At 70.8% G+C, this 19,896-nt stretch carries 16 protein-coding genes; 12 read left to right on the top strand and 4 right to left on the bottom strand.

Annotated features, from left to right (window positions below; genetic code table 11):
* Nucleotides 1–241 precede the first annotated feature (241 nt).
* Entirely contained in the window at nucleotides 242–820 is a 579-nt protein-coding gene (locus FHY05_RS16320; RefSeq protein ID WP_183945513.1) for a nitroreductase, read from the bottom strand.
* Nucleotides 821–937: 117 nt separating this feature from the next.
* Between FHY05_RS16320 and FHY05_RS16315 the strand changes: the two genes are divergently transcribed.
* Both FHY05_RS16315 and FHY05_RS16310 read left to right on the top strand, forming a co-directional pair.
* Entirely contained in the window at nucleotides 938–2,554 is a 1,617-nt protein-coding gene (locus tag FHY05_RS16315; protein WP_183945512.1) for a peptide MFS transporter, read from the top strand.
* A gap of 41 nt (nucleotides 2,555–2,595) precedes the next feature.
* On the top strand, nucleotides 2,596–4,290 hold the full coding sequence (locus FHY05_RS16310; RefSeq protein WP_260181642.1) for a long-chain-fatty-acid--CoA ligase: 1,695 nt from the start codon (nucleotides 2,596–2,598) through the stop codon (nucleotides 4,288–4,290).
* A gap of 63 nt (nucleotides 4,291–4,353) precedes the next feature.
* Here FHY05_RS16310 and FHY05_RS16305 read toward each other — a convergent pair whose 3' ends face one another.
* A complete protein-coding gene (locus FHY05_RS16305) occupies nucleotides 4,354–5,445 on the bottom strand; it encodes a glycosyltransferase family 4 protein (protein ID WP_183945511.1) in 1,092 nt (363 codons plus the stop codon).
* A gap of 147 nt (nucleotides 5,446–5,592) precedes the next feature.
* On the opposite strand from FHY05_RS16305, the gene FHY05_RS22615 reads away from it, so the two are divergent.
* The 10 genes from FHY05_RS22615 to FHY05_RS16255 all read left to right on the top strand — a co-directional run bounded on the left by FHY05_RS22615 (nucleotide 5,593) and on the right by FHY05_RS16255 (nucleotide 16,694).
* Complete coding sequence (locus FHY05_RS22615) at nucleotides 5,593–6,939, top strand: oligosaccharide flippase family protein (protein ID WP_183945510.1); 1,347 nt, start codon at nucleotides 5,593–5,595, stop codon at nucleotides 6,937–6,939.
* Nucleotides 6,930–7,919, top strand: coding sequence for a glycosyltransferase (locus FHY05_RS16295; protein WP_311732507.1), 990 nt, complete (start codon nucleotides 6,930–6,932; stop codon nucleotides 7,917–7,919). Before FHY05_RS22615 ends, FHY05_RS16295 begins: the two co-directional genes overlap by 10 nt.
* Nucleotides 7,916–9,127 carry a glycosyltransferase family 4 protein gene (locus FHY05_RS16290; protein WP_183945509.1) on the top strand — a complete coding sequence of 404 codons (1,212 nt, stop codon included), beginning with the start codon at nucleotides 7,916–7,918 and terminating at the stop codon, nucleotides 9,125–9,127. The genes FHY05_RS16295 and FHY05_RS16290 overlap by 4 nt, the downstream gene beginning before the upstream one ends.
* Before the next feature lie 9 nt (nucleotides 9,128–9,136).
* Complete coding sequence (locus tag FHY05_RS16285; RefSeq protein WP_183945508.1) at nucleotides 9,137–9,862, top strand: LPS biosynthesis glycosyltransferase; 726 nt, start codon at nucleotides 9,137–9,139, stop codon at nucleotides 9,860–9,862.
* The gene (locus FHY05_RS16280) at nucleotides 9,859–11,217 is read left to right on the top strand and encodes an O-antigen ligase (RefSeq protein ID WP_183945507.1); all 1,359 of its coding nucleotides are present in this window, start codon (nucleotides 9,859–9,861) and stop codon (nucleotides 11,215–11,217) included. Before FHY05_RS16285 ends, FHY05_RS16280 begins: the two co-directional genes overlap by 4 nt.
* 95 nt (nucleotides 11,218–11,312) lie before the next feature.
* Complete coding sequence (locus FHY05_RS16275; protein ID WP_183945506.1) at nucleotides 11,313–12,608, top strand: DUF1996 domain-containing protein; 1,296 nt, start codon at nucleotides 11,313–11,315, stop codon at nucleotides 12,606–12,608.
* A gap of 324 nt (nucleotides 12,609–12,932) precedes the next feature.
* Complete coding sequence (locus tag FHY05_RS16270) at nucleotides 12,933–13,691, top strand: PEPxxWA-CTERM sorting domain-containing protein (RefSeq protein ID WP_183945505.1); 759 nt, start codon at nucleotides 12,933–12,935, stop codon at nucleotides 13,689–13,691.
* 113 nt (nucleotides 13,692–13,804) lie between these two features.
* Nucleotides 13,805–15,094 (top strand): DUF1996 domain-containing protein, encoded by a 1,290-nt coding sequence (locus FHY05_RS16265; RefSeq protein ID WP_183945504.1) that lies wholly within the window; start codon nucleotides 13,805–13,807, stop codon nucleotides 15,092–15,094.
* Between the two features lie 147 nt (nucleotides 15,095–15,241).
* A complete protein-coding gene (locus tag FHY05_RS16260; protein ID WP_183945503.1) occupies nucleotides 15,242–15,709 on the top strand; it encodes a PilZ domain-containing protein in 468 nt (155 codons plus the stop codon).
* 295 nt (nucleotides 15,710–16,004) lie between these two features.
* Nucleotides 16,005–16,694 carry a sugar transferase gene (locus tag FHY05_RS16255; protein ID WP_311732506.1) on the top strand — a complete coding sequence of 230 codons (690 nt, stop codon included), beginning with the start codon at nucleotides 16,005–16,007 and terminating at the stop codon, nucleotides 16,692–16,694.
* A gap of 574 nt (nucleotides 16,695–17,268) precedes the next feature.
* On the opposite strand, the gene FHY05_RS16250 is transcribed toward FHY05_RS16255, so the two are convergent.
* Both FHY05_RS16250 and FHY05_RS16245 read right to left on the bottom strand, forming a co-directional pair.
* Nucleotides 17,269–18,732: an oligosaccharide flippase family protein gene (locus FHY05_RS16250; protein WP_183945502.1), complete on the bottom strand. Its 1,464-nt coding sequence runs from the start codon at nucleotides 18,730–18,732 to the stop codon at nucleotides 17,269–17,271.
* Nucleotides 18,729–19,892, bottom strand: a complete 1,164-nt coding sequence (locus FHY05_RS16245; protein ID WP_183945501.1) for a polysaccharide pyruvyl transferase family protein — start codon at nucleotides 19,890–19,892, stop codon at nucleotides 18,729–18,731. The genes FHY05_RS16250 and FHY05_RS16245 overlap by 4 nt, the downstream gene beginning before the upstream one ends.
* Nucleotides 19,893–19,896 lie beyond the last annotated feature (4 nt).

The raw sequence follows: 19,896 nt of genomic DNA, 5'->3' as shown, positions 1-19,896 counted from the left end.
CGGGATGACCGAAGACCATCGGCGTTCTCTCGAACAGGACGGGGTCTCACCGAACGTCACGCTGAGCCAACTGCGTCAGGTAACCTCCCGCGGACGCGCTAAGCCGACACCGAGCAAAGCGGAGGGGCGACGATGCCGCCTCCCGTACTCGCGCTGACGCGAGCACGACCGCAGGACCGGCGCGGCCTCGCTTTCACAGACCTCGCCCGACCGCCATGGCGAACGTCACCCGCGAGCACTCCTACCCCCCCCACTCGCTCCACAGCGCCGCCGGGTCCGGGCGCGGGCGCTCTTCCAGCGCGCGGCCGGGCGTACCGATGAACATGAAGCCGGCGATCCGCTCGGGCGCGGTGCCGAACAGGTCGCGCACCGCGTCGGAGAAGGCCGGCCAGCCGGTCAGCCAGCCGGCGGCGAATCCGTGCGCGTGGGCGGCGTGGAGCAGGTTCATGCACGCCGCACCGGCGGACAGCTCCTGCTCCCACAGCGGTATATGGCTCTCCAGCCGGGGCGAGGAGAGCGCCACCACCAGCGCAGGCGCCTGGCGCGCGAACTGGTCCATCGCGTCGAGTTCGAGCCGCGCCGCCGCCGGACGCTCGGCGCGATAGGCCTCCACCAGCCGCGCGGCGAAGGCGTCGCGGCGCTCGTCCGGCACGATGACGAAGCGCCACGGCGCCAGCTTGCCGTGATCGGGCGTGCGCCCGGCGAGCTGGATCATGGCGACGAGCTGGTCGCGCGTCGGCCCGGGCGCGACCAGGTCGCGCGGCTTGCCCGAGCGGCGCGTGGCGAGCAGCGCGAGCGGCGAGGAGAGGTCGTTGAACATCGCCGGCACAGATAGCGAGCCGCGGAGATATTTACAGCGGCGCCCGGATCGCTAGTCTCGCGCGCAACCAATCGGCGCCGCCCGCGCGCGCCCCGCCCCCTCCCGGAGCCGCTTCCCTTGCCCATCATCCCCACGATCGCGCTCGGTTTCCTCGCTTTGTTGCTGGGCGGCGGCGCCGCCGCCGCGGTGAAACCGGGCGACACGTTCGCCGGCCACCCCAAGGGGCTCTACGTCCTGTTCTTCGCCGAGATGTGGGAGCGCTTCTCCTATTACGGCATGCGCGCGCTGCTGATCTTCTACCTGACCAAGCACTGGCTGTTCGACGACGGCAAGGCCAACCTGATCTACGGGGCCTATACCGCGTTGGTCTATGTCACGCCGGTGCTGGGCGGCTATCTGGCGGATCGCTATCTCGGTCAGCGCCGGGCGGTGGTCTATGGGGCGGTGCTGCTCACCCTCGGCCACCTGCTGATGGCGGTCGAGGGCGACGGTGGTCAGGCCTCGGCGGCGATCAACGTCTTCTGGCTCGCGCTCGGCTTCATCATCGTCGGCGCTGGCTTCCTCAAGGCCAATATCTCGGTGATCGTCGGCCAGCTCTACCCGCTCACCGATGTCCGCCGCGACGGCGCGTATACGATCTTCTACATCGGCATCAACTCGGGCTCGGCGCTCGGGACGATCCTGGCGGGCTGGCTCGGCGAGACCTACGGCTGGTCCTACGGCTTCGGCGCCGCGGGCGTCGGCATGCTGATGGGGCTGCTGGTGTTCGTGCTGGGCAAGCCGCTGCTCCGGGGCCGCGGCGAGGCGCCGCGCCCGCTCGCCCGGTCGCTCGAGTGGACGCTCTACGCGATCGGCGTCGCCGCGGTGGGCGTGATCTGGCTGCTGATCCAGTACCAGGACGTGATCCAGACGCTGCTGCTGGTCTCCGGCATCGCGCTGCTCGGCTACGTGCTGTTCGCCTCGTTCAAGCTGGAGCCGCACGCGCGCGACCGGATGTTCGCGGTGCTCTTCCTGATCGCGCTCAACCCCTTGTTCTGGGGGCTGTACGAGCAGGCCGGCGGCAGCCTCAACCTGTACACCGACCGCTTCGTCGACCGCGGCGGCGTGCCCGCCTCGCTGTTCCAGTCGGTCAACCCGATCTACATCGTGCTGCTCGGGCCGATCTTCGCAAGCCTGTGGGTGTTCCTCGGGCGGCGCGGCTGGGAGCCCTCGGCGCCCGCCAAGTTCGGGCTGGCGCTGGTGCAGGTGGCGCTGAGCTTCCTGCTCTTCGTCTGGGGCGCGCGGCTGTACGGCGCGGCGCTGACCCCGGTGTACCTCGTCTTCATGATCTACTTCTTCCAGACCTCGGGCGAGTTGTGCCTGTCGCCGGTCGGCCTGTCGGCGATGAACCGGCTGGCGCCGCGCCACCTCGCCAGCCTGATCATGGGCGCGTGGTTCTACATGACCGCGGTGGGCAATTTCGTCGCGGGCAAGATCGGCGAGGCGACCGGCGGCGGCGAGGGCGGCACGATGACGCGCGACGGCACGCTGGCGGTCTATGAGACGATCGGCTGGTGGGCGATGGGCATCGCGGTGCTCGTGCTGCTGGTGAGCCCGCTGGTGCGCCGCCTGATGCACCTCGACACGCTGCGCGACCACGACGACTCGCACGCCATGGCGGGCGAGGCGGAGCTGGCCGAGCCGCAGGCGGCGGGGTTCGACAGCGCCAGCGCGACGCGCCCGCCCCGCTCCTGACCGACATCAATCGACACGCGACAGAGGCGTCCGGCTGAGCCATGATCGACGCCCGACGCGACCGCGATCCACGCGGCGCGCGGGTGGGAGAGACGATGCCGCTGCTCGGGCTCATGCAGGACATGCCGCTGACGGTCGACCGCTTCCTCGACCATGCGGCGACGTGGCACCCGCGCCGCGAGATCGTCTCGCGCGACGCCGTCGGCGCGGTGAGCCGCACCGATTACGCCGGGCTGCATCGCACCGCCAAGCAGGTGTCGGCCGCGCTCGCGTCGCTCGGCATCGCGCCCGGCGACCGGGTCGCCACCTTGGGGTGGAACGGCTTCCGCCATCTCGCCGCCTGGTACGGCGCCACCAACATGGGCGCGGTGCTCCACACGCTCAACCCGCGGCTGTTCCCCGAGCAGATCCGCTACATCGCCGACCATGCCGGCGACCGGCTGCTCTTCGCCGATCCTGAATGCGCCGCGCTGGCGCAGCGGCTGCTGCGCGAGGTGCCCTCGCTCGAGCGGGTCGTCTACCTGTGCGGCGCGGACGCGCTGCCCGAGCCCGGCGCGCTCGCCTTCGACGAGCTGGTCGCGGCGCAGCCCGCCGATCATTTCTGGGGCGGGTTCGACGAGCGCGCCGCCTGCGGGCTGTGCTACACCTCCGGTACGACCGGCCTGCCCAAGGGCGTGCTCTACTCGCACCGCTCCAACTGGCTGCACACGATGATGGCGCTCCAGCACGACGCGATGGGGCTCTCCGCGCGCGACACGCTGCTACTGGTGGTGCCGATGTACCATGCCAACAGCTGGGGGGTGGTCTATTCGGCGCCCGCGGTCGGCGCCAAGCTGGTGCTGCCGGGGCAGCGAATGGACGGCGCCTCGCTCTACGAGCTGATCGAGCAGGAGCAGGTCACCTTCTCCGCCGCGGTGCCGACGGTGTGGCAGGGGCTGCTCCAGCACCTGCGCGGCACCGGGCGCGGCTTCACGTCGCTCGAGCGCGTGATCATCGGCGGCGCCGCCCCGCCCGAGGCACTGATCCGCGCCTTCCAGGACGATTACGGCGTCGAGGTGGTGCAGGGCTGGGGCATGACCGAGACCTCGCCGCTGGCGACGCTCTCCTCCCCCACCGCGGACGTGCTGGCGCAGCCCTATGACGAGCAGGTGCGGCGCAAGGCGATGCAGGGGCGCCCGGTATGCGGGCTGGAACTCCGGCTGGTCGACGACGCGGGCGCGGTGCTGCCGCACGACGGCGCCACCGCGGGGCGGCTGCTGATCCGCGGACCGACGATCGCGCGCGCCTACTACGGCGAGGCGGCGGAGGCGGTCGACGCCGAGGGCTGGTTCGATACCGGCGACGTCTCCGTGATCGACCAAGCGGGCTATATGCGCATCACCGATCGCGCCAAGGACATCGTCAAGTCGGGCGGTGAGTGGATCAGCTCGATCGAGATCGAGAACCTCGCGGTGGCGCACCCGTCGGTGGCCATCGCCGCGGTGATCGGCGTGGCGCACCCGGTGTGGGGCGAGCGACCGCTGCTGCTGGTCCAGCCGGTGCCGGGCGCGACCTGTGCCAAGGAAGAACTGCTCGCCTTCCTCGACGGCAAGATCGCGCGCTGGTGGATGCCTGACGACGTGCTGGTGGTCGAGGCGATCCCGCTCGGCGCCACGGGCAAGATCGACAAGAAGCTGCTGCGCGAGCGGCTGCGCGTTGACCGGCTGGAGGGGGCCGTTGCTGCGGACAGCGGATGACACGATCCTCCCCCGTGAGGGGAGGACGAGAACGGCATCCTACACCGCGCGGGGCCGATGCCTCTACTTCGCCGCCGCGATCACCTCGCCCAGGAAGGTGCGGTACTGCGCCGCCACGCGCGGCCAGGCGTAGCGCAGCGCGCGGACGCGGCCGCGCGGAGCCAGCTCGGAGCGCGAAGCGATCGCGTGCGCCAGCGCCGCCGCCACCGCCGCTGTGTCGCCCGTGTCGAGCAGCACCGCGTCGTCGCCGACGATCCAGCGCAGCCGCGGCGAGTCGTGCGCCACCACCGGCGCGCCGCACGCCAGCGCCTCGATATAGACGTTGCCGAACGATTCCTCACGCGAGAGGTGGAGGAACACGTCGGCCGAACGGTACAGCAGCGGCATCTCCGCCGCCCCCACCGTCAGCCGCTTGAAGCGCCCCGGCAGCAGCTCGGCGGCGAGCCGGTCGACCGCCTCGCGCTCGGGCCCGTCGCCGGCGACCACGAGGTGCGCGTCGGGCAGCTGCGCCACCGCGCGCACGCCGTCGGCGACTCGCTTGGTCGGGATCAGCGCGCTTACCATCAACACCACCGTGCCGCGTGCGGGCAGGCCGAACCGCGCGCGCTCGGGGGACCCGGGCGTGAAGCGCTCGGCGTCCATGCCGTTGGGGATGAGCGCGCAGCGCCAGCTCCCCTGGTTGCGCTCGAGATAATCGGGGTTGGTGCAGACCAGGCCGTCGCAGCCGAAGGTGCGATATTCGGCGTCGTTCGAGAAGGCCGGCCAGTCGCCGTTCTGCGTGACGAAGACGTGCGGCGGGCGGCGGCCGAACAGCACCGGGCGGCGCAGCACCCAGTTTGTGAAGGGGAAGGAGCAGGTGACGGTCACGTCATGGTCGCGCGGGCGATAGGCGCGCAGCAGCCCGGGGACGAAGCTCGCCTCCTCCCAGCCGGTCTCGCTGCGCAGCGCAGGGATGCGCGGCATCCGCTCGAGCCGCTCGCGCCGCAGCGCGCCGGCGTGACGGAAGCGATAGGGCGTACCCTCGCGCGCCTCGCCCGCGCCGATCACCGTCACCGCGTCGCCGCCGCGCGCCAGCTCGGTCGCGAGCGACAGCAGCGCCACCTCGGCGCCGCGCTCGAAACGGTGGAAGCCCGGCAGGGCGAACAGGATCCGCATCACTCTTCCTCAAACGCCCGCGAAAAACGCGTCAATGATCGTGTGCCTCGATTTTAAGGCTTCGGCTGCTAGAGACCGCGCAGCCGCCCCGGCCCGCGTCGATTCGACCGTGCCGGCCGGTACCTTCCTGGGATCGTCCGCCCGCGCATGAAGTTGCTTTCCCGATCGATCCTGACACGGCTGGGCTGGTCCACCGCCGGCTATGGCGTGGTGCAAGCACTGCGGCTCGTCAACAACGTCGTGCTCGCGCGGCTGCTCGCGCCCGAGCTCTTCGGCATCATGATCATCGTCAACACGGTGCGCACCGGCATCGAACTGGCGTCCGACATCGGCATCGGCCAGAACATCATCACCAACCCGAGGGCCGAGCAACCCGACTTCTACGACACCGCCTGGACGCTCCAGCTGGTGCGCGGCATCGCGCTGGGGATGGTCTGCGCCGCGCTGGCCTGGCCGGTGGCATGGTTCTACCGCAAGCCGGAGCTCGCCGGCATCTTCGCCGTGGCGTCGCTGTTCTTCGTCTTCGCTGGGTTCGAATCGACCGGGCACTACATCGCGCAGAAGCACCTGCGGCTCGCCGCGCTGACCGCGTTCGAGGTCGGTTATACCGCGGTCTCGACCGTGGCACACATCCTGTTCGCGCTGGCGACGCCGACGATCTGGGCGCTGGTGTTCGGCGGGATCACCTCCAGCGCGGCGGTGATGGTGGCGAGCTACCTGCTGATCCCCGGCATGCGCCACCGCTTCCTGATCGATCGCGGCGCGATGCGCGAGATCCTGTCGTTCGGCCGCTGGGTGGCGCTGTCGTCGATCGTCTACTTCCTGGCGATGAACTTCGACCGGCTGTACATGGCACGCGCGGTGTCGCTGGCGGTGCTGGGCACCTATGGCATCGCTCGCTCGCTCGCCGACATCCTCAGCCTGCTCGTCGCGCGCTTCGGCAACATGATCGTCTTCCCGATGGTGGCGGCCTCATTCGACACCACGGCCCAGCTGCGCGCGCGGCTGGCGCGGCACCGCCCGCTGCTGCTGCTCGGCGCGGCCGCGGCGGTGGCGGGGTTCATCGCGGTGTCGGAGCTGATCACCGCGCTGCTCTACGACCAGCGCTACCAGGCCGCGGCGCAGATGCTGCCGGCGCTGTCGTTCGGGGTGTGGTTCGCGATCCTGTCGACGATCAACGAATCGGTGCTGCTCGGCATCGGCAAGCCGGTCTATGGCGCCAGCGCCAATATCGGCAAGTTCGCCTGGCTGCTGGTCGGCCTGCCGCTCGCGGTCAATTTCTACGGCATCAGCGGGGCGGTGCTGGTGATCGCGAGCGCCGAGCTAGTCCGCTACGTGCCGCTCTGGGTCGCCCAGCGCCGCGAGGGCCTGTCGTTCGCGCGGCAGGACCTTGCTATGACGCTGGTCATGCTGGGTCTGGCCGTGCTCTTCCGCGAGGCGCTGTACGGCGTCGGGCTGACCGGCGACGTGGCGAGTCTGCTGCCGTGGAAGTGAGCCCCGCCTCTGCCACCGCGCCGCGCGTCGGCATCGTCGCGATCGGACGCAACGAGGGCGAGCGGCTGGTGCGCTGCCTGCGCTCGCTCGAGCGCAGCGGCGCGGCGGCGGTGGTCTATGTCGACTCGGCCTCGACCGACGGAAGCCCGGCGCGGGCGCGGGCGCTCGGCGCGCTGGTGGTCGACCTCGACCTGGCGCTGCCCTTCACCGCGGCGCGCGCCCGCAACGCCGGGTTCGCGGCGCTGCCCGCCGACTGCGACCTCGTCCAGTTCATCGACGGCGACTGCGAGCTGGCGCCGGGCTGGCTCGCCGCCGCGACTCGCTTCCTCGCGGAGCACGCCGACGTGGCGGTGGTGTGCGGGCGGCGGCGCGAGCGCCACCCCGAGGCCTCGGTCTACAACCGGCTGTGTGACCTGGAGTGGGACACGCCGATCGGCGAGGCCGGATCATGCGGCGGCGATTCGCTGATGCGCGCCGACGTCGTCCGCGCCGCGGGTGGCTTCCGCGACGATCTCACCGCGGGCGAGGAGCCCGAGCTGTGCGCGCGGCTGCGCGCCGCCGGGTGGCGGGTGTGGCGGATCGACGCGGCGATGACGCTGCACGACGCCGCGATGCTGCGCTTCGGCCAGTGGTGGTGGCGTGCGGTGCGCGGCGGCTTCGGCTACGCCCAGGCCGGCGAGGCGACCCGCGCGCTGCCGCACCCGCTCTACCGCGCCGAGCGCCGCCGCGCGCTGCTGTGGGCTGGCGCGCTGCCGCTCGCGGGCGCGGTGCTGGCGCTGCTGGTCCATCCCGCGCTGCTGCTGCTGCCGGTGCTGCTGCTCGCGCTCCAGGTGGCGCGCGTGGCGCGGCGCGACCGCCATGGCGCGATGGCCTGGCCCAGCGCCTTCTACACGATGCTGGCCAAATTTCCCGAGCTGCAGGGCATGCTGCGCTACGCGCGCCGCCGCCGCGCCGCCGGATCCGCGATCACCTACAAATGACCGACCAGCGCCCCCCCCGCATCGCCTATGTGGTGAGCCAGTATCCGGCCTCGTCGCACACCTTCATCCGCCGCGAGGTGGAGAGCCTGCGCCGCCACGGCGTCGACGTGCGCACCTACAGCATCCGCCGCCCCGGCGCGGCCGAGCTGGTCGCGCCCGAGGACCGCGCCTCGGCCGAGACCACCCGCTTCGTGCTGCCGCTCGGCGCGGGCGCGCTGCTGAGCGCGCACGTGGCGGCGCTGACGCGCCGGCCGGGCGCCTACCTGGCGCTGCTGCGGCTCGCGCTGCGCCACCGCGCGCCGGGGCTGCGCGCGGCGCTCTGGGCGCTGTTCCACTTCGCCGAGGCGGTGGTGCTGGCGCGCATGTTCGCGGAGGACCGGATCGCGCGCGTCCACAATCACTTCGCCAATGCGGGCGCGACCGTCGGGATGATGGCGGCGCGCCTCGCCGGGCTGCCATGGAGCCTGACGCTGCACGGCATCTCCGAGACCGACTATCCCGCCGGGCTGACGCTCGGCGCCAAGCTGGAGCAGGCCGACTTCGCCGCCTGCGTCTCCTGGTTCGGCCGCGCCCAGGCGATGCGTGTCACCGCGCCGGCGCACTGGCACAAGTTCGCGGTGGTGCGCTGCGGGCTCGACCTCGCCGCGCCCGCGCTCGCCGCTCCGGTAGCGCGCGCCGAGGGCGCGCGGCGCCGGCTGGTGTGCGTGGCGCGGCTGTCCGCGGAGAAGGGGCACCTCGGGCTGCTCGAGGCGGTCGCGCCGCTCGACGTCGAGCTGACCCTCGTGGGCGATGGCCCACTCCGCGGCGAGATCGACGCGGCGGTGGCGCGGCTAGGGCTCGGCGCGCGAGTCCGTTTCGCCGGCCGGCTCGACGAGGCCGCGACGCTGGCCGAGATCGCGCGCCACGACATGCTGGTTTTGCCGAGCTTCATGGAAGGCCTGCCGATCGTGCTGATGGAGGCGATGGCGCTCGGCCTGCCCGTGATCGGCAGCCGAGTCGCGGGCGTGCCCGAGCTGATCGAGGACGGCCAGGAAGGCCTTCTCTTCCGCCCCGGCGACTGGGACGACCTGCGCCGCCAGATCGCGCGGCTGCGCGACGATCCCGCGCTCGGCGACCGGCTCGCCGTCGCCGGACGCGCCAAGGTCGAGCGCGAGTTCGACATCGCCGCCGCCGTCACCCCGCTCCTCCCCCGCTTCGCCGCGCGATAGGCCCCGCTCATGCTCTTCGATCACGTCGACCGAGTCCGCATCATCAACCTCGCGCATCGGGCCGACCGGCGCGCGCAGATGCTGGGCGAGCTGCGCCGGCTGGGCGCCGAGCACGATCCCAAGGTGAGCTTCTTCGCCGCGCGCCGCTTCGACGCGGCGGGCACGTTCAGCTCGGGGGGCGCGCGCGGCTGCTACCACAGCCATCTCGACATCCTCGAGGAAGCGGCGGCGGCGGGGGCGAGCGTGCTGATCGTCGAGGACGACGCCGATTTCACCGCGGCCGCGCGCGACTTCGCGCTGCCGCCCGACTGGCAGGTGCTGTACGGCGGCTACCATCCCGCCGACCCGACGAACCTGCCCGCTAGCGATATCATCGGCTCGCACTGCATGGGCTTCAGCGCCGATGTCGTGCCGGTGCTCGCCAGCTACCTGCGCGGGCTGCTGGAGCGCGACGACCACCCGCCGATCGACGGCGCCTATGTCTGGTTCCGCCGCGCCCACCCCGGGGTGCGTACCGTGTTCGCGGTGCCGCCGCTCGCCGAGCAGCGGCCCTCGCGCACCGACATCGCGCCGCTGCGGTTCTTCGATCGCTGGCCGGTGCTGCGCAGCCTGGTGGGCGCGGCGCGGCGGCTGCGCCGCGCGGCGGCGCGGCGCAGCTTCGGCTTGCGCGAGGCGCTGGCGCTCGCGGTCGGTGCCATCGGCCTCGCGGCGGCGCTGGTGGCGCTGCTGGCATGAAGTGGGTCGCGCTCCTCGCGGTGCTGGGCCTGTTGCCGGTGCTGGTCGGCTGGCTGCGCACCAACCGGCGCTATCTGCCACGCGTGATGATGGTGTTCGGCGCGCTGCCGTTCTTCACCAGCACCTGGCACCTGCTCGTCGCGCCGATCTCCTGGGCCTATTGGCCGGGCTTCGTGAAGGGCGCCGAGGTCACGTTGATCGACGCGCTGGCGATCGCGCTGATCGTCTCGACGCCGCGCAAGTTCCGCCGCGTCCACCTGCGCTGGCCGCTGATCGCCTACACCGCGTTGGTGCTGCTGAGCCTGCTCCAGAACGACGTGCCGATCTCGACGTTCTTCTACGTGTGGCAGCTGGCGCGCATGGTGCTGGTGCTCAGCGCGGTGGCGATGACGTGCCGCGATCCGAAGGCGGTGCGCGGGCTGATCCTGGGATTGATCCTCGGCATCTGCTTCCAGGCGGTGATGTCGCTCAAGGCGCACGCGCAGGGCGCGATCCAGGCGGCGGGCACGCTCGGGCACCAGAATCTGCTGGGCATGCTGACCCACTTCGTCATCTTCCCGTCGCTGGCGATGCTGCTGGCGACCAGGAAGTCGCGCTGGCTGTGGCTCGGCCCGATCGGCGGGCTCGTCGCGGTGGTGCTGACGGCGTCGCGCGCCACGATCGCCTTCTCCGCGGCGGGCGTGGTGCTGACGCTGCTCCTGTCGATGCTGCGCCAGCCGAGCGGGCGCAAGACGACCGTGGCGTTGGCGGGCGTGCTGTCGCTCGTAGTCGCCGCGCCGGTGGCCTATGCCACCTTGGGCGCGCGCTTCAGCAAGTCCACCGACACCGGCGACTATGACGAGCGCGCCGCCTTCGAGCGCGCCGCCAAGGCCATCCTGCACGACCATCCGCTGGGGGTCGGCGGCAATCATTACGTCATCGTCGCCAATACCCAGGGCTATTCCGATCGCGCCGGCGTCGCCGCGGTGTTCGGCAGCCGCAGCGCGCACGTCCACAACGCCTATCTGCTGTCCGCGGCAGAGACCGGCTATGCCGGGCTGGTCGCCTTCGTGCTGATGCTGGTGTGGCCCGTGATCGTCGCGCTGCGCTGCGCCTGGCGCTATCGCCGCGACCCGCGCGGCGACGTGCTGCTGGGTCTCGCGGTGGCGCTGGTGATGGTGAGCCTGCACTCGTTCTACGAGTGGATCTTCGTGCTCTACGTCACCCAATATATGTACGCGATCGCGGTCGGGCTGATCGCGGGCATCGCCGCGGAGATGGGCTATTGGGCGCCGCGGCGGAAGCGCGCCGCGGCCGCGCCGGACCGCGATCCGGGCGCGGAAAGCCTCGCGGAAACAATCCCTAACGTCGCTTAAGCACGCTTCCCTACGTCGATTTAACCCAGCGTCCCTAGCGTGGCCTGAACGGCTGCCGGGCTCGAGTTCGCCCGCGGCGACTGGGAGTAACTCGGATGATGACGCTGCTGGGCGCGTGCGCGCGCCCCGCGCTGATGCGCGCCCCTGCGACCATGCTGCCGCGCGCCGCTCGGCTCATGCCCCACGTCCTGCTCGCGCTGGCGCTCGCCGGCTGCGGTGGCGGGGGCGGCGGCGGCGGCGCGACCGCGGCGACCAACCCGGTGGCGAGCGCGCCGGTCGCTCCCATCGTCACGCCCTCGCCCACGCCGACCCCCACCCCCGCCAGCAGCGGCGTGGTGGTGGCGCCGGCCAGCCTGCCGGTAGTGGGCGACTATGACTCGATCCCGAGCAACTTCGACGTCAGTCAGCAGCTCGTCGCCGCCTGGGGCACCGGGGCGGTCCCGTCGAGCGGCGCGCCCGACGTGGTCGGCGCCTTCCGCTTCATCTGCACGCCCAGCCACGAGGCCAAGGACGACCCGATCGTCTTCCCGGGCCAGCCCGGCCGCTCGCACCTCCACCAGTTCTTCGGCAACTCGCTGGCGAACGCCAACTCGACCTATCGCAGCCTGCGCACCAGCGGTGACAGCACCTGCACCAACGCGCTCAATCGCTCGGCCTATTGGATGCCGGCGATGCTCAACGGCAAGAACGGCGTGGTGCGGCCCGACTTCGTCTCGATCTACTACAAGCGCCGTCCCGCGAGCGACCCGGAGTGTCAGCGCATGGGCAAGGCCTGCGTCGACCTGCCGCGCGGGCTCCGCTTCGTGTTCGGCTATGACATGATCAACGGCACGCCGCCGACCGGCGCCGGCTATTACAACTGCCAGGGGCCGACCGCCGAGCCCGGCCACTACGCCGACCTGATCGAGGCGGGGAAGCACTGCGGCATCGGCAACCAGATCGGCGCCGTGATCAGCGCGCCCAATTGCTGGGACGGCAAGAACCTCGACAGCGCCGACCATCGCTCCCACGTCGCTTACACCAGCTACGGGGACTGGGGCTACGAGAAGTGCCCGGCGGACCATCCGTACGTGATCCCCACCTTCACCATGGGCGCCTGGTACACCGTCGACTCGGACCTGAACCGCAGCGGCACGTGGGACGGCGGCACCAGCGGCTGGCACCTCGCCTCGGACGAGATGCCCGGCATGGCGACGATGCGCCCGGGCTCGACCTTCCACGCCGACTGGTTCGGCGCCTGGGACGACGAAGTGATGAAGATGTGGGTGGATAACTGCATCAACAAGCTGCTCAACTGCAGCGGCGGCGACCTCGGCAACGGCCGTCAGATGAAGATGTTCGACGCCTTCGCCTGGACCAGCACGCCGCACGTGGTGGCGCTGCCGAAGTGAGCGGACCGCGGTGATCGGACGGGGCGGCCGACCGCCCCGCCCCCGTTCCCGCACCGCCTCGTCGTCGCGGCCGAAACACCCTTTTCGCGGCCGAGTCACCCTCGTCATTCTCGCCCCGCCCCGCCTTTCCGGCCTATGCCGTGATGCGGGACCGCGGGGGTCGGTCAATCCGCCCCTTCCGTCGTCGTGCCCCCTTCCGTCAGCACCGTGCGCCGAGTGTCGCACGGGTCCAGAACCGGGACAGGAGCGTAACGGTCGCGCCTTGAAGCAACGCGCGCCGCACGGCAATCACGCGACGAACTGAGTTTCTGGGGGGACGAAATCATGACCAAGTTGAAGATGATCGCGGCGGTGGCGGGGCTCGCGCTGGCGAGCGCGGCGGCGCCGGCGAGCGCGGCGGATCTGTTGCTCAATCTGACGTCGTCGACCAACAGTGCCGACACCGGTTCGACCAATTACCGCGACTATTCGTTCACGCTCGACGGCGTGCAGATCAGCGCGCGCGCGACTGCCTGGTCGGTGATCAACAACACCGTCACCAACGCCTATCTCGGTTCGTACACCGCTGGCCTCGGCGTCACCGCCGACAATGAGAATGGGGGCAACGGCACGCACACGATCGACAACAACGGCGCGCAGGACTTCATCGTCTTCCAGTTCAGCCGCGACGTGCTGCTGTCGAAGATCACGACGACCCCGTTCGACGTCAACAACCTGGGCAAGGACTCCGACGCGCTCGTCGCCTGGGGCAAGGTCAGCACGGCCTGGAACCAGTCGCTCGGCCTCGACGGCAAGTCGGTCAACACCCTCAACGCACTGCTGAGCGGCGGGCAGGATCTCGCCGGCGGCAGCTCGACCTCGATCCGGTCGGTGACCGGCTCGGCCTCGAACCTGTGGCTGGTCGCCGCGGGCAACAACCTCGGCGGTGACAAGGTGGTCGACGGCTTCAAGCTCGCCAACGTCACCGTCACCAGCGCGGTGCCCGAGCCGGCGACCTGGATGATGATGATCGGCGGTTTCGCCATGGTCGGCGCCGCGGTGCGCCGTCGCAAGAGCGTCGCCGGCGGCGCCGCGGTCGCCTGATCGCGCGATCCCGAACGGGACAGTCGAGGGGCCGGCCGCGCGAGCGACCGGCCCCTTTCGCGTGCGCGCCCCACGCGCCTCATGTATAGGGTGCCCGGAGTGACGGAGGCATGATGCGGGTGCGGACGAGCGCGAATCGGGGCTGGATCGGCGCGCTGCTGCTCGCGCTGGCGGTGGCCGGCGTGGCGCATGCCGACCGCCCGGCGACGCCGGCGACACAGCACGCCAAGAGCAAGGCCGGCGGCACCGGCGACGTCGCCCAACCGCGTGAGGCCGCCGGCGGGCCCGAGGGCGAGGAGCCCGCGGTGGCGAGCAACTTCGACGCTGCCAGCGGGATCATGGTGTCGCACGAGAGCGGCCCGCCCGGCGCGATCCCGGCGAGCGCCGCGCCCGACGTGGTCGGCGCCTTCCGCTTCCTGTGCATGGCCGGGCAGCTGCGCTTCGACGACCCGATCCTCTATCCCGGCAAGCCGGGCCAGTCGCATCTCCACCAGTTCTTCGGCAACACCGCGGCCGACGCTCACTCGACCTATGCCAGCCTGCGCCGCAGCGGCGACAGCACCTGCATGAACCGGCTCAATCGCTCGGCCTATTGGATGCCGGCGATGCTCAACGGGCGCGGCCAGGTGATCCGCCCCGATTTCGTCTCGATCTACTACAAGCGCCGGCCCAACACCGACCCGGAGTGCAACCGCGTCCGCGCCTCCTGCGTCGCGCTGCCGCGCGGGCTGCGCTTCGTGTTCGGCTTCGACATGGTCCACCCCGACGCGCCGGCGACCGGCGCGCATTACTTCAACTGCCAGGGCCCGGGCGCGACCGAGGGCCACTACGAGACCTTGGTCGAGGTGGCGAAGGTGTGCCCGCCCGGGGCGCAGCTCGGCGCCGTGATCAACGCGCCGAGCTGCTGGGACGGCAAGCGGCTCGACAGCCCCGACCATCGCGAGCACGTCGCCTATCCGCAGTGGACCGGGGGCAAGGAACATTGCCCGTTCACTCATCCGGTGGTGATCCCTACCTTCACCATGGGCTCCTGGTACACGGTCGACGCCACGCTCGACCGCAGCGGCGCGTGGGACGGCACGCGCCCGACCTGGCACCTCTCCTCGGACGAGATGCCCGGCGCCAACGGCACGATGCGCGTGCCCGGCACCACCTTCCACGCCGACTGGTTCGGCGCCTGGGACGACGCAACGCTGCGGCAGTGGACCGAGAACTGCATCGACAAACTGCTCAACTGCCACGGCGGTGACCTCGGCAACGGCAAACAGCTGCGCCAGGTGACCCCCTTCGCCTGGCTCGCCAAGCCGCACGCGGTGCCGGTGCCGGACCGGCCTGCGGCCGCGGCGGGCGCCGACCCGCACGCCGGAATGGCGGGGATGGCGCCGGGCCAGGCGCTGCGGTGAGATCGCTCATGGCTTACGGGTCGTTTACCACGATCACCCAAAAAGCCTCTCTACCCGCCGTTTTCGCCTCGATTCATCGACGCGGGTTAACTCGATAGTAGGTGCGTCCCCGCTACTCCCCGCGCAGCTGATCGAAAGGGTGCGACGATGCTGCTCCACGCGGTGATGGTGAACGAGGACAATGACGACCGCCGCGGTGCCGAGCGCCAGGCGATCAACCAGCCGTCCACGCTGCGTGGCGAGCGTGGCGCGCACGACGTGTACGTCGCCGATCTGTCCGAGACGGGCTTCAGCGTCACTACCGACTCGCGGCTCGCGATCGGCAGCACGGTGACGATCGGCCTCGCCGGCCACGGCCGTGCCATGGCGCGCGTGGTGCGTCAGGTCCCCGGCGGCTACGGCTGCGAGTTCACCGCGCCGGTCAGCAGCGCGGTGGTGGCGAGCGCGTTCCGCACCGACACGGTGATACAGCTCACCTCCTCGGCGCCGCTGATGGCGCCGTTCGCCGACCCGGAGGTGACCAAACTGCCCGGCGCGGTGCGGCTCGGCGTGATCGTCGGCAGCTCGGCGCTGCTATGGGCCATCATCGCGCGGGTCGCCGTCGCGCTGTTCTGATCCGCTGCAGCGCACCAGGAGGGCCCGCGCGACGCGTGATCGACCAGCCGCGCGATCGAGTCGCGCCGGCCCCGCGCGGCCACGGCAGGTGCGCCCGTAGCGCAGCGCTTCATTGGAAAAAAGCGCAGGTTCAGTAGGGTTTTACTACTGAATGCTCACGACTGACCGTACCGCTTCGATACAAGCTGCGACGATCAATCCCGGATTCGAGACGAACCGCTGCACCTTCAGGGTTACATTAACTGCCAAATAACCTAATGTTGCGTTGCAGCGTATCGTCGAGGGAGCGATCTTCGTGCATGAAGCGACCATCACCGCGTCGGTGCCCAGCAGCGACGTGGACCCCCGCGAGGACGGGTTGAACCTGCGTCGGATCGACGACATGGCGAGCCGCACGCTCGACGTGGCGCTCGCGATGGTCGCGCTGATCATCCTGGCACCGCTGATGCTGATCATCGCGGCAGTGATCTATATCCTCGATCCCGGCCCGATCATCTTCGCGCACCAGCGTATCGGCCGCGGTGGCCGCGCCTTCCCGTGCCTCAAGTTCCGCTCCATGGTGGTCGACGCCGACGCGCGGCTGCGCCACCTGCTCGAGACCAGCGCCGAGGCGCGCGAGGAGTGGGAGCGCGACCACAAGCTGCGCGACGACCCGCGCGTGATCGGCATCGGCAAGTTCCTGCGCAAGACCAGCCTCGACGAGCTGCCGCAGCTGATCAACGTGGTGCGCGGCGAGATGAGCCTGGTCGGGCCGCGTCCGATCGTGGTCGGCGAGATCGCGCGCTACGGCCGCTACTTCGAGCATTATTGCGCGGTGCGCCCGGGCATCACCGGGCTGTGGCAGGTCGGTGGCCGCAACGACGTCTCCTACCGTCGCCGCGTCGCCTATGACGTGACCTACAGCCGCGCGCGCTCGTGCGCGATGAACGTCAAGATCATGGCGTACACGGTGCCGAGCGTGCTGTTCCAGCGCGGTTCCTACTGATCACGATGCTGTCCGTCGGCGCGCTCGGCGTCGCCCGGGTTGGGCGGCGCCGTTGTTTTGTCGGGTGGCACGGCGCAGGTGCCGGTCATCTGTCGCATCGCGGCTAGGTCAATGCGAGGCGCAACCGGGCCAGCATCATGGCCGCGGACTTGGTGTGGGCCCACACCGAGTCCCAGTTCCTCGGCTTCCCGAGGCAGTCGTATCCCGAGCTGGCGCCCTGGCTCAACCATGTCATCGTGAAGTGACCAACTCCGAGGAGCTGTTGGCGCTGTACGGCGAGGCGGACACGATCGTCGTGCGCTGCAGCCTTCAAATTCAGGTTCGCCGCTCCACCAGCCGCCGCTTTCCGGCGTGTCGCTGATCGTTACTCCGATTGGACGGCACGAGGCCTGATTTACAACCCACGCGGTGCAATACAGCCCCGAGCACCATCTGCAGGCCATCGTCGCCTCGATCATCGGTGATTGCGACGCGCGAAGGTTCAGGCGGGTAACGAGGGACTGAGCTTCGGGGGTTGTCGCAGTCCGCACGTGCGGGCTCCGCGTGAGCGCTTGATGGCGGCGAACGCGCGAGGTCAGGCTGGACGCCGGCGGACCCATCGCGTCACGCCTGCCGCCAACCGCGTCGCCGCGGGCACGCCCAGCGCGAGCAGTAGCGCACCGTAGACCGTACTTCCCACTAGGATCAGCGCCGCGGTCGCGAGCAGGTCGGTCACACCGCTAAAGGGACTCAGCACCAGCCCCATGCCAAGCGCCGCGGCGGCAATCCGAGTGATCTCTGGGGTGATAAGCCGCAACGGCAGCACGCGCTTGGCCAGGTTCGCGCTGATCGTGTAGCAGATCAGCTGCGCGATCAGAGCGGCGAGCGCCATACCGGGCAGGCCAGCAAGACGGATGCCGATCAGCCCGGCAGGGATCGCCGTCACCAGCGCCGTCAGCGGCGGCACGACCATCCAACCCATCCGGCGCGTCACCTGAAACGCCATCATGAGGTGAAAGGTGACGAGGCAGCGCAGCAGCGCGGCCGTACCGACCAGCGGGAGCAAGCGCGCGCCCTCCGCGCGGAAGGCGGGGCCGAGCAGCAGCTGGACGATCCCCGGCGCGAGCACCATCAGACCGACCACCGCCGGCAGACCGAGGCCGAGCTGAAGCTGCAGGTTGGTCTCCAGCGTGGCGCAGGCAGCGACCGGCCCGCGGTCCTCATAGGCCCGCACCAGCGCCGGATAGCCCGTGAGATTGACGGTCATCATCATGAAAACCAGCGTCTTCTGCAGCAGGTCGACGGGCGCAGCGTAGAGCCCGACGGCGTGCGCCCCGAGCGTCGCACCAATCAGGAAGCGGTCGGCGAAGCTGGCGGCATAGGTCAGCGCACAGCTCGCGATCAGGGGGTAGCCGAGCTGGACCGCGGCGGCCAGCTGTGCGCGCGACGCGCGCCACGGGCGCGCCGCGCGCCACAGCGGGTCGAGCACCACGCTTGTCAGCGCCACCGCGCCCTGCGCGACGACGATGCCGAGCAGCGTCCCCAGCGCGCCCAGGCCCATGAACCGCACGAGCACGAAGCCGAGCAGGAGCGCCGCCGCCGAGCGCGCGGTGGCGTTCCAGAAATAGGGCCAGGCGCGCTGGCGCAGACGATAGACCGTCTGGAGGAACGCCAGCGCCATCTCGGTCAGCGTGAACGCTGCCATGACCGGCCACCACCGCACCGTCACGCCGGCGACACCGACGCCGAGCCCCGATATCAACGCCACGGCCGCGACGAACAGCAGCGCGACCGCGGCGTAGAGCGCGATCAGCGCGTTGGCGCGCGCGGGGTTGACCGCGCTCGGTTGCGCCGGGTCGTACAACGTGCGCGCGCTGACCAGCCGCAGCCACTCGAACAGCGTCGCATTGAGCAGCACCGCGCCGGCCGAGACTAGCGCGTAGCGGCCGAACGCGCCTGGATCAAGCAGCCGCGTCCACAGCGCGGTGGCGGCGAAATTGAGGCCGCTGCCGGTCACCGTCGCGGCGGTGACGATCGCCGCGCTCGAGCGCGCGCTCACGCCGTCCGAGTCTCGCGCTGCGGCCGCATCAGCGCCACCGCCGCGTCGAAGAAGCCGTCCAGCGTCGCGCACCGCGTCGCCAGGATCGCCGCCTGCTCCTCGCGCTGTGGCCAGCTCGCTACCGCCTCGACCAGCAGCGCCGCGACTGCTTCGGGCGTGTCGCCCCTGACCCCGGTGCCGGGGACCCGGTAATCCTCCATGAAAGCGTCTGTCTTGGTAGTGCGACTGAGACACGCGATAGGCCTGCTCCCGTAGGAGAGGATCATCGCGTGCAGCCGCATCGCGATCAGCGCCGAGCCGCCGCGCAGAACGTCCAGTGCGACGTCGAGCGTGGCTGGGGAGGAGGCGCTGACGCGCGCGCGCGCCGGCATCGGTACTGCGGTTATGATCCGCGTCGAACGCGCGTCGTCACGACTGTCCATCGACACCACTATCACCTCGCGTCCCAGCCGCTCGACCACCTCGGTAGCGATACGCGCAAAGATGTCGATCACCAGCTCGTCGAACTCACCCTCGAAGGCAGGCGCGAGTATCACGGGACCGTCCGGGCACGGCGCCGCGCCGGCGAGCGCGAGGGCCGGATCGCACGCCATCTGCAGTACCGGCGCCGCCGCGGCAGCGAGGATCGCGTCGCAGTTCGCCATCGAGCGCGTGTCGCGCACGAAGATGGCGCGCGCCGAGGCGAGCAGTTCAGCCGCCGACTGCCGGGCGCGCTCGGTCGTGATCGCATCGACGCCGATCGGCGCGGTGATCACCGGGCGGCCGAACAGCGCCGCGAGCCGCGCCACCATCCAGGCGTAGCCGGTGATCCCCTTGACTCGGCCACCGCCGAACTTGTCCTGGATGATCGACCCGCCCCCAATGATGACCAGATCGGCGCGGGCGATCGCATAAGCGAGCCCGAGCAGGCCGCGCGGGCGGCGCCGTGCGGCGAGGAAGGGCCGGACCTCATCGGTCGCGGCGATCGAGCCCAGCGCGATCATCGCCACGCGCGCGTGAAGCTCGGGTAGCCGGGCGCGCAGTCCCTCCACCAGCGCGAGCGCGATCGCGTCGTCGCCGCGGTTGTAGCCCGCGTTGCCGCAGATCGTCACCGTCGGCCGACGCTGGCGCCCCGGCCGCGGCGCGGCGCGTGCGAGCGAAGGCGACGGGATGCTCGCCACGCCG

The organism is Sphingomonas sp. BK580 (genome assembly GCF_014194975.1).
Taxonomy (GTDB): Bacteria; Pseudomonadota; Alphaproteobacteria; order Sphingomonadales; family Sphingomonadaceae; genus Sphingomonas.
This window is presented reverse-complemented; position numbering and strand designations above follow the sequence as displayed.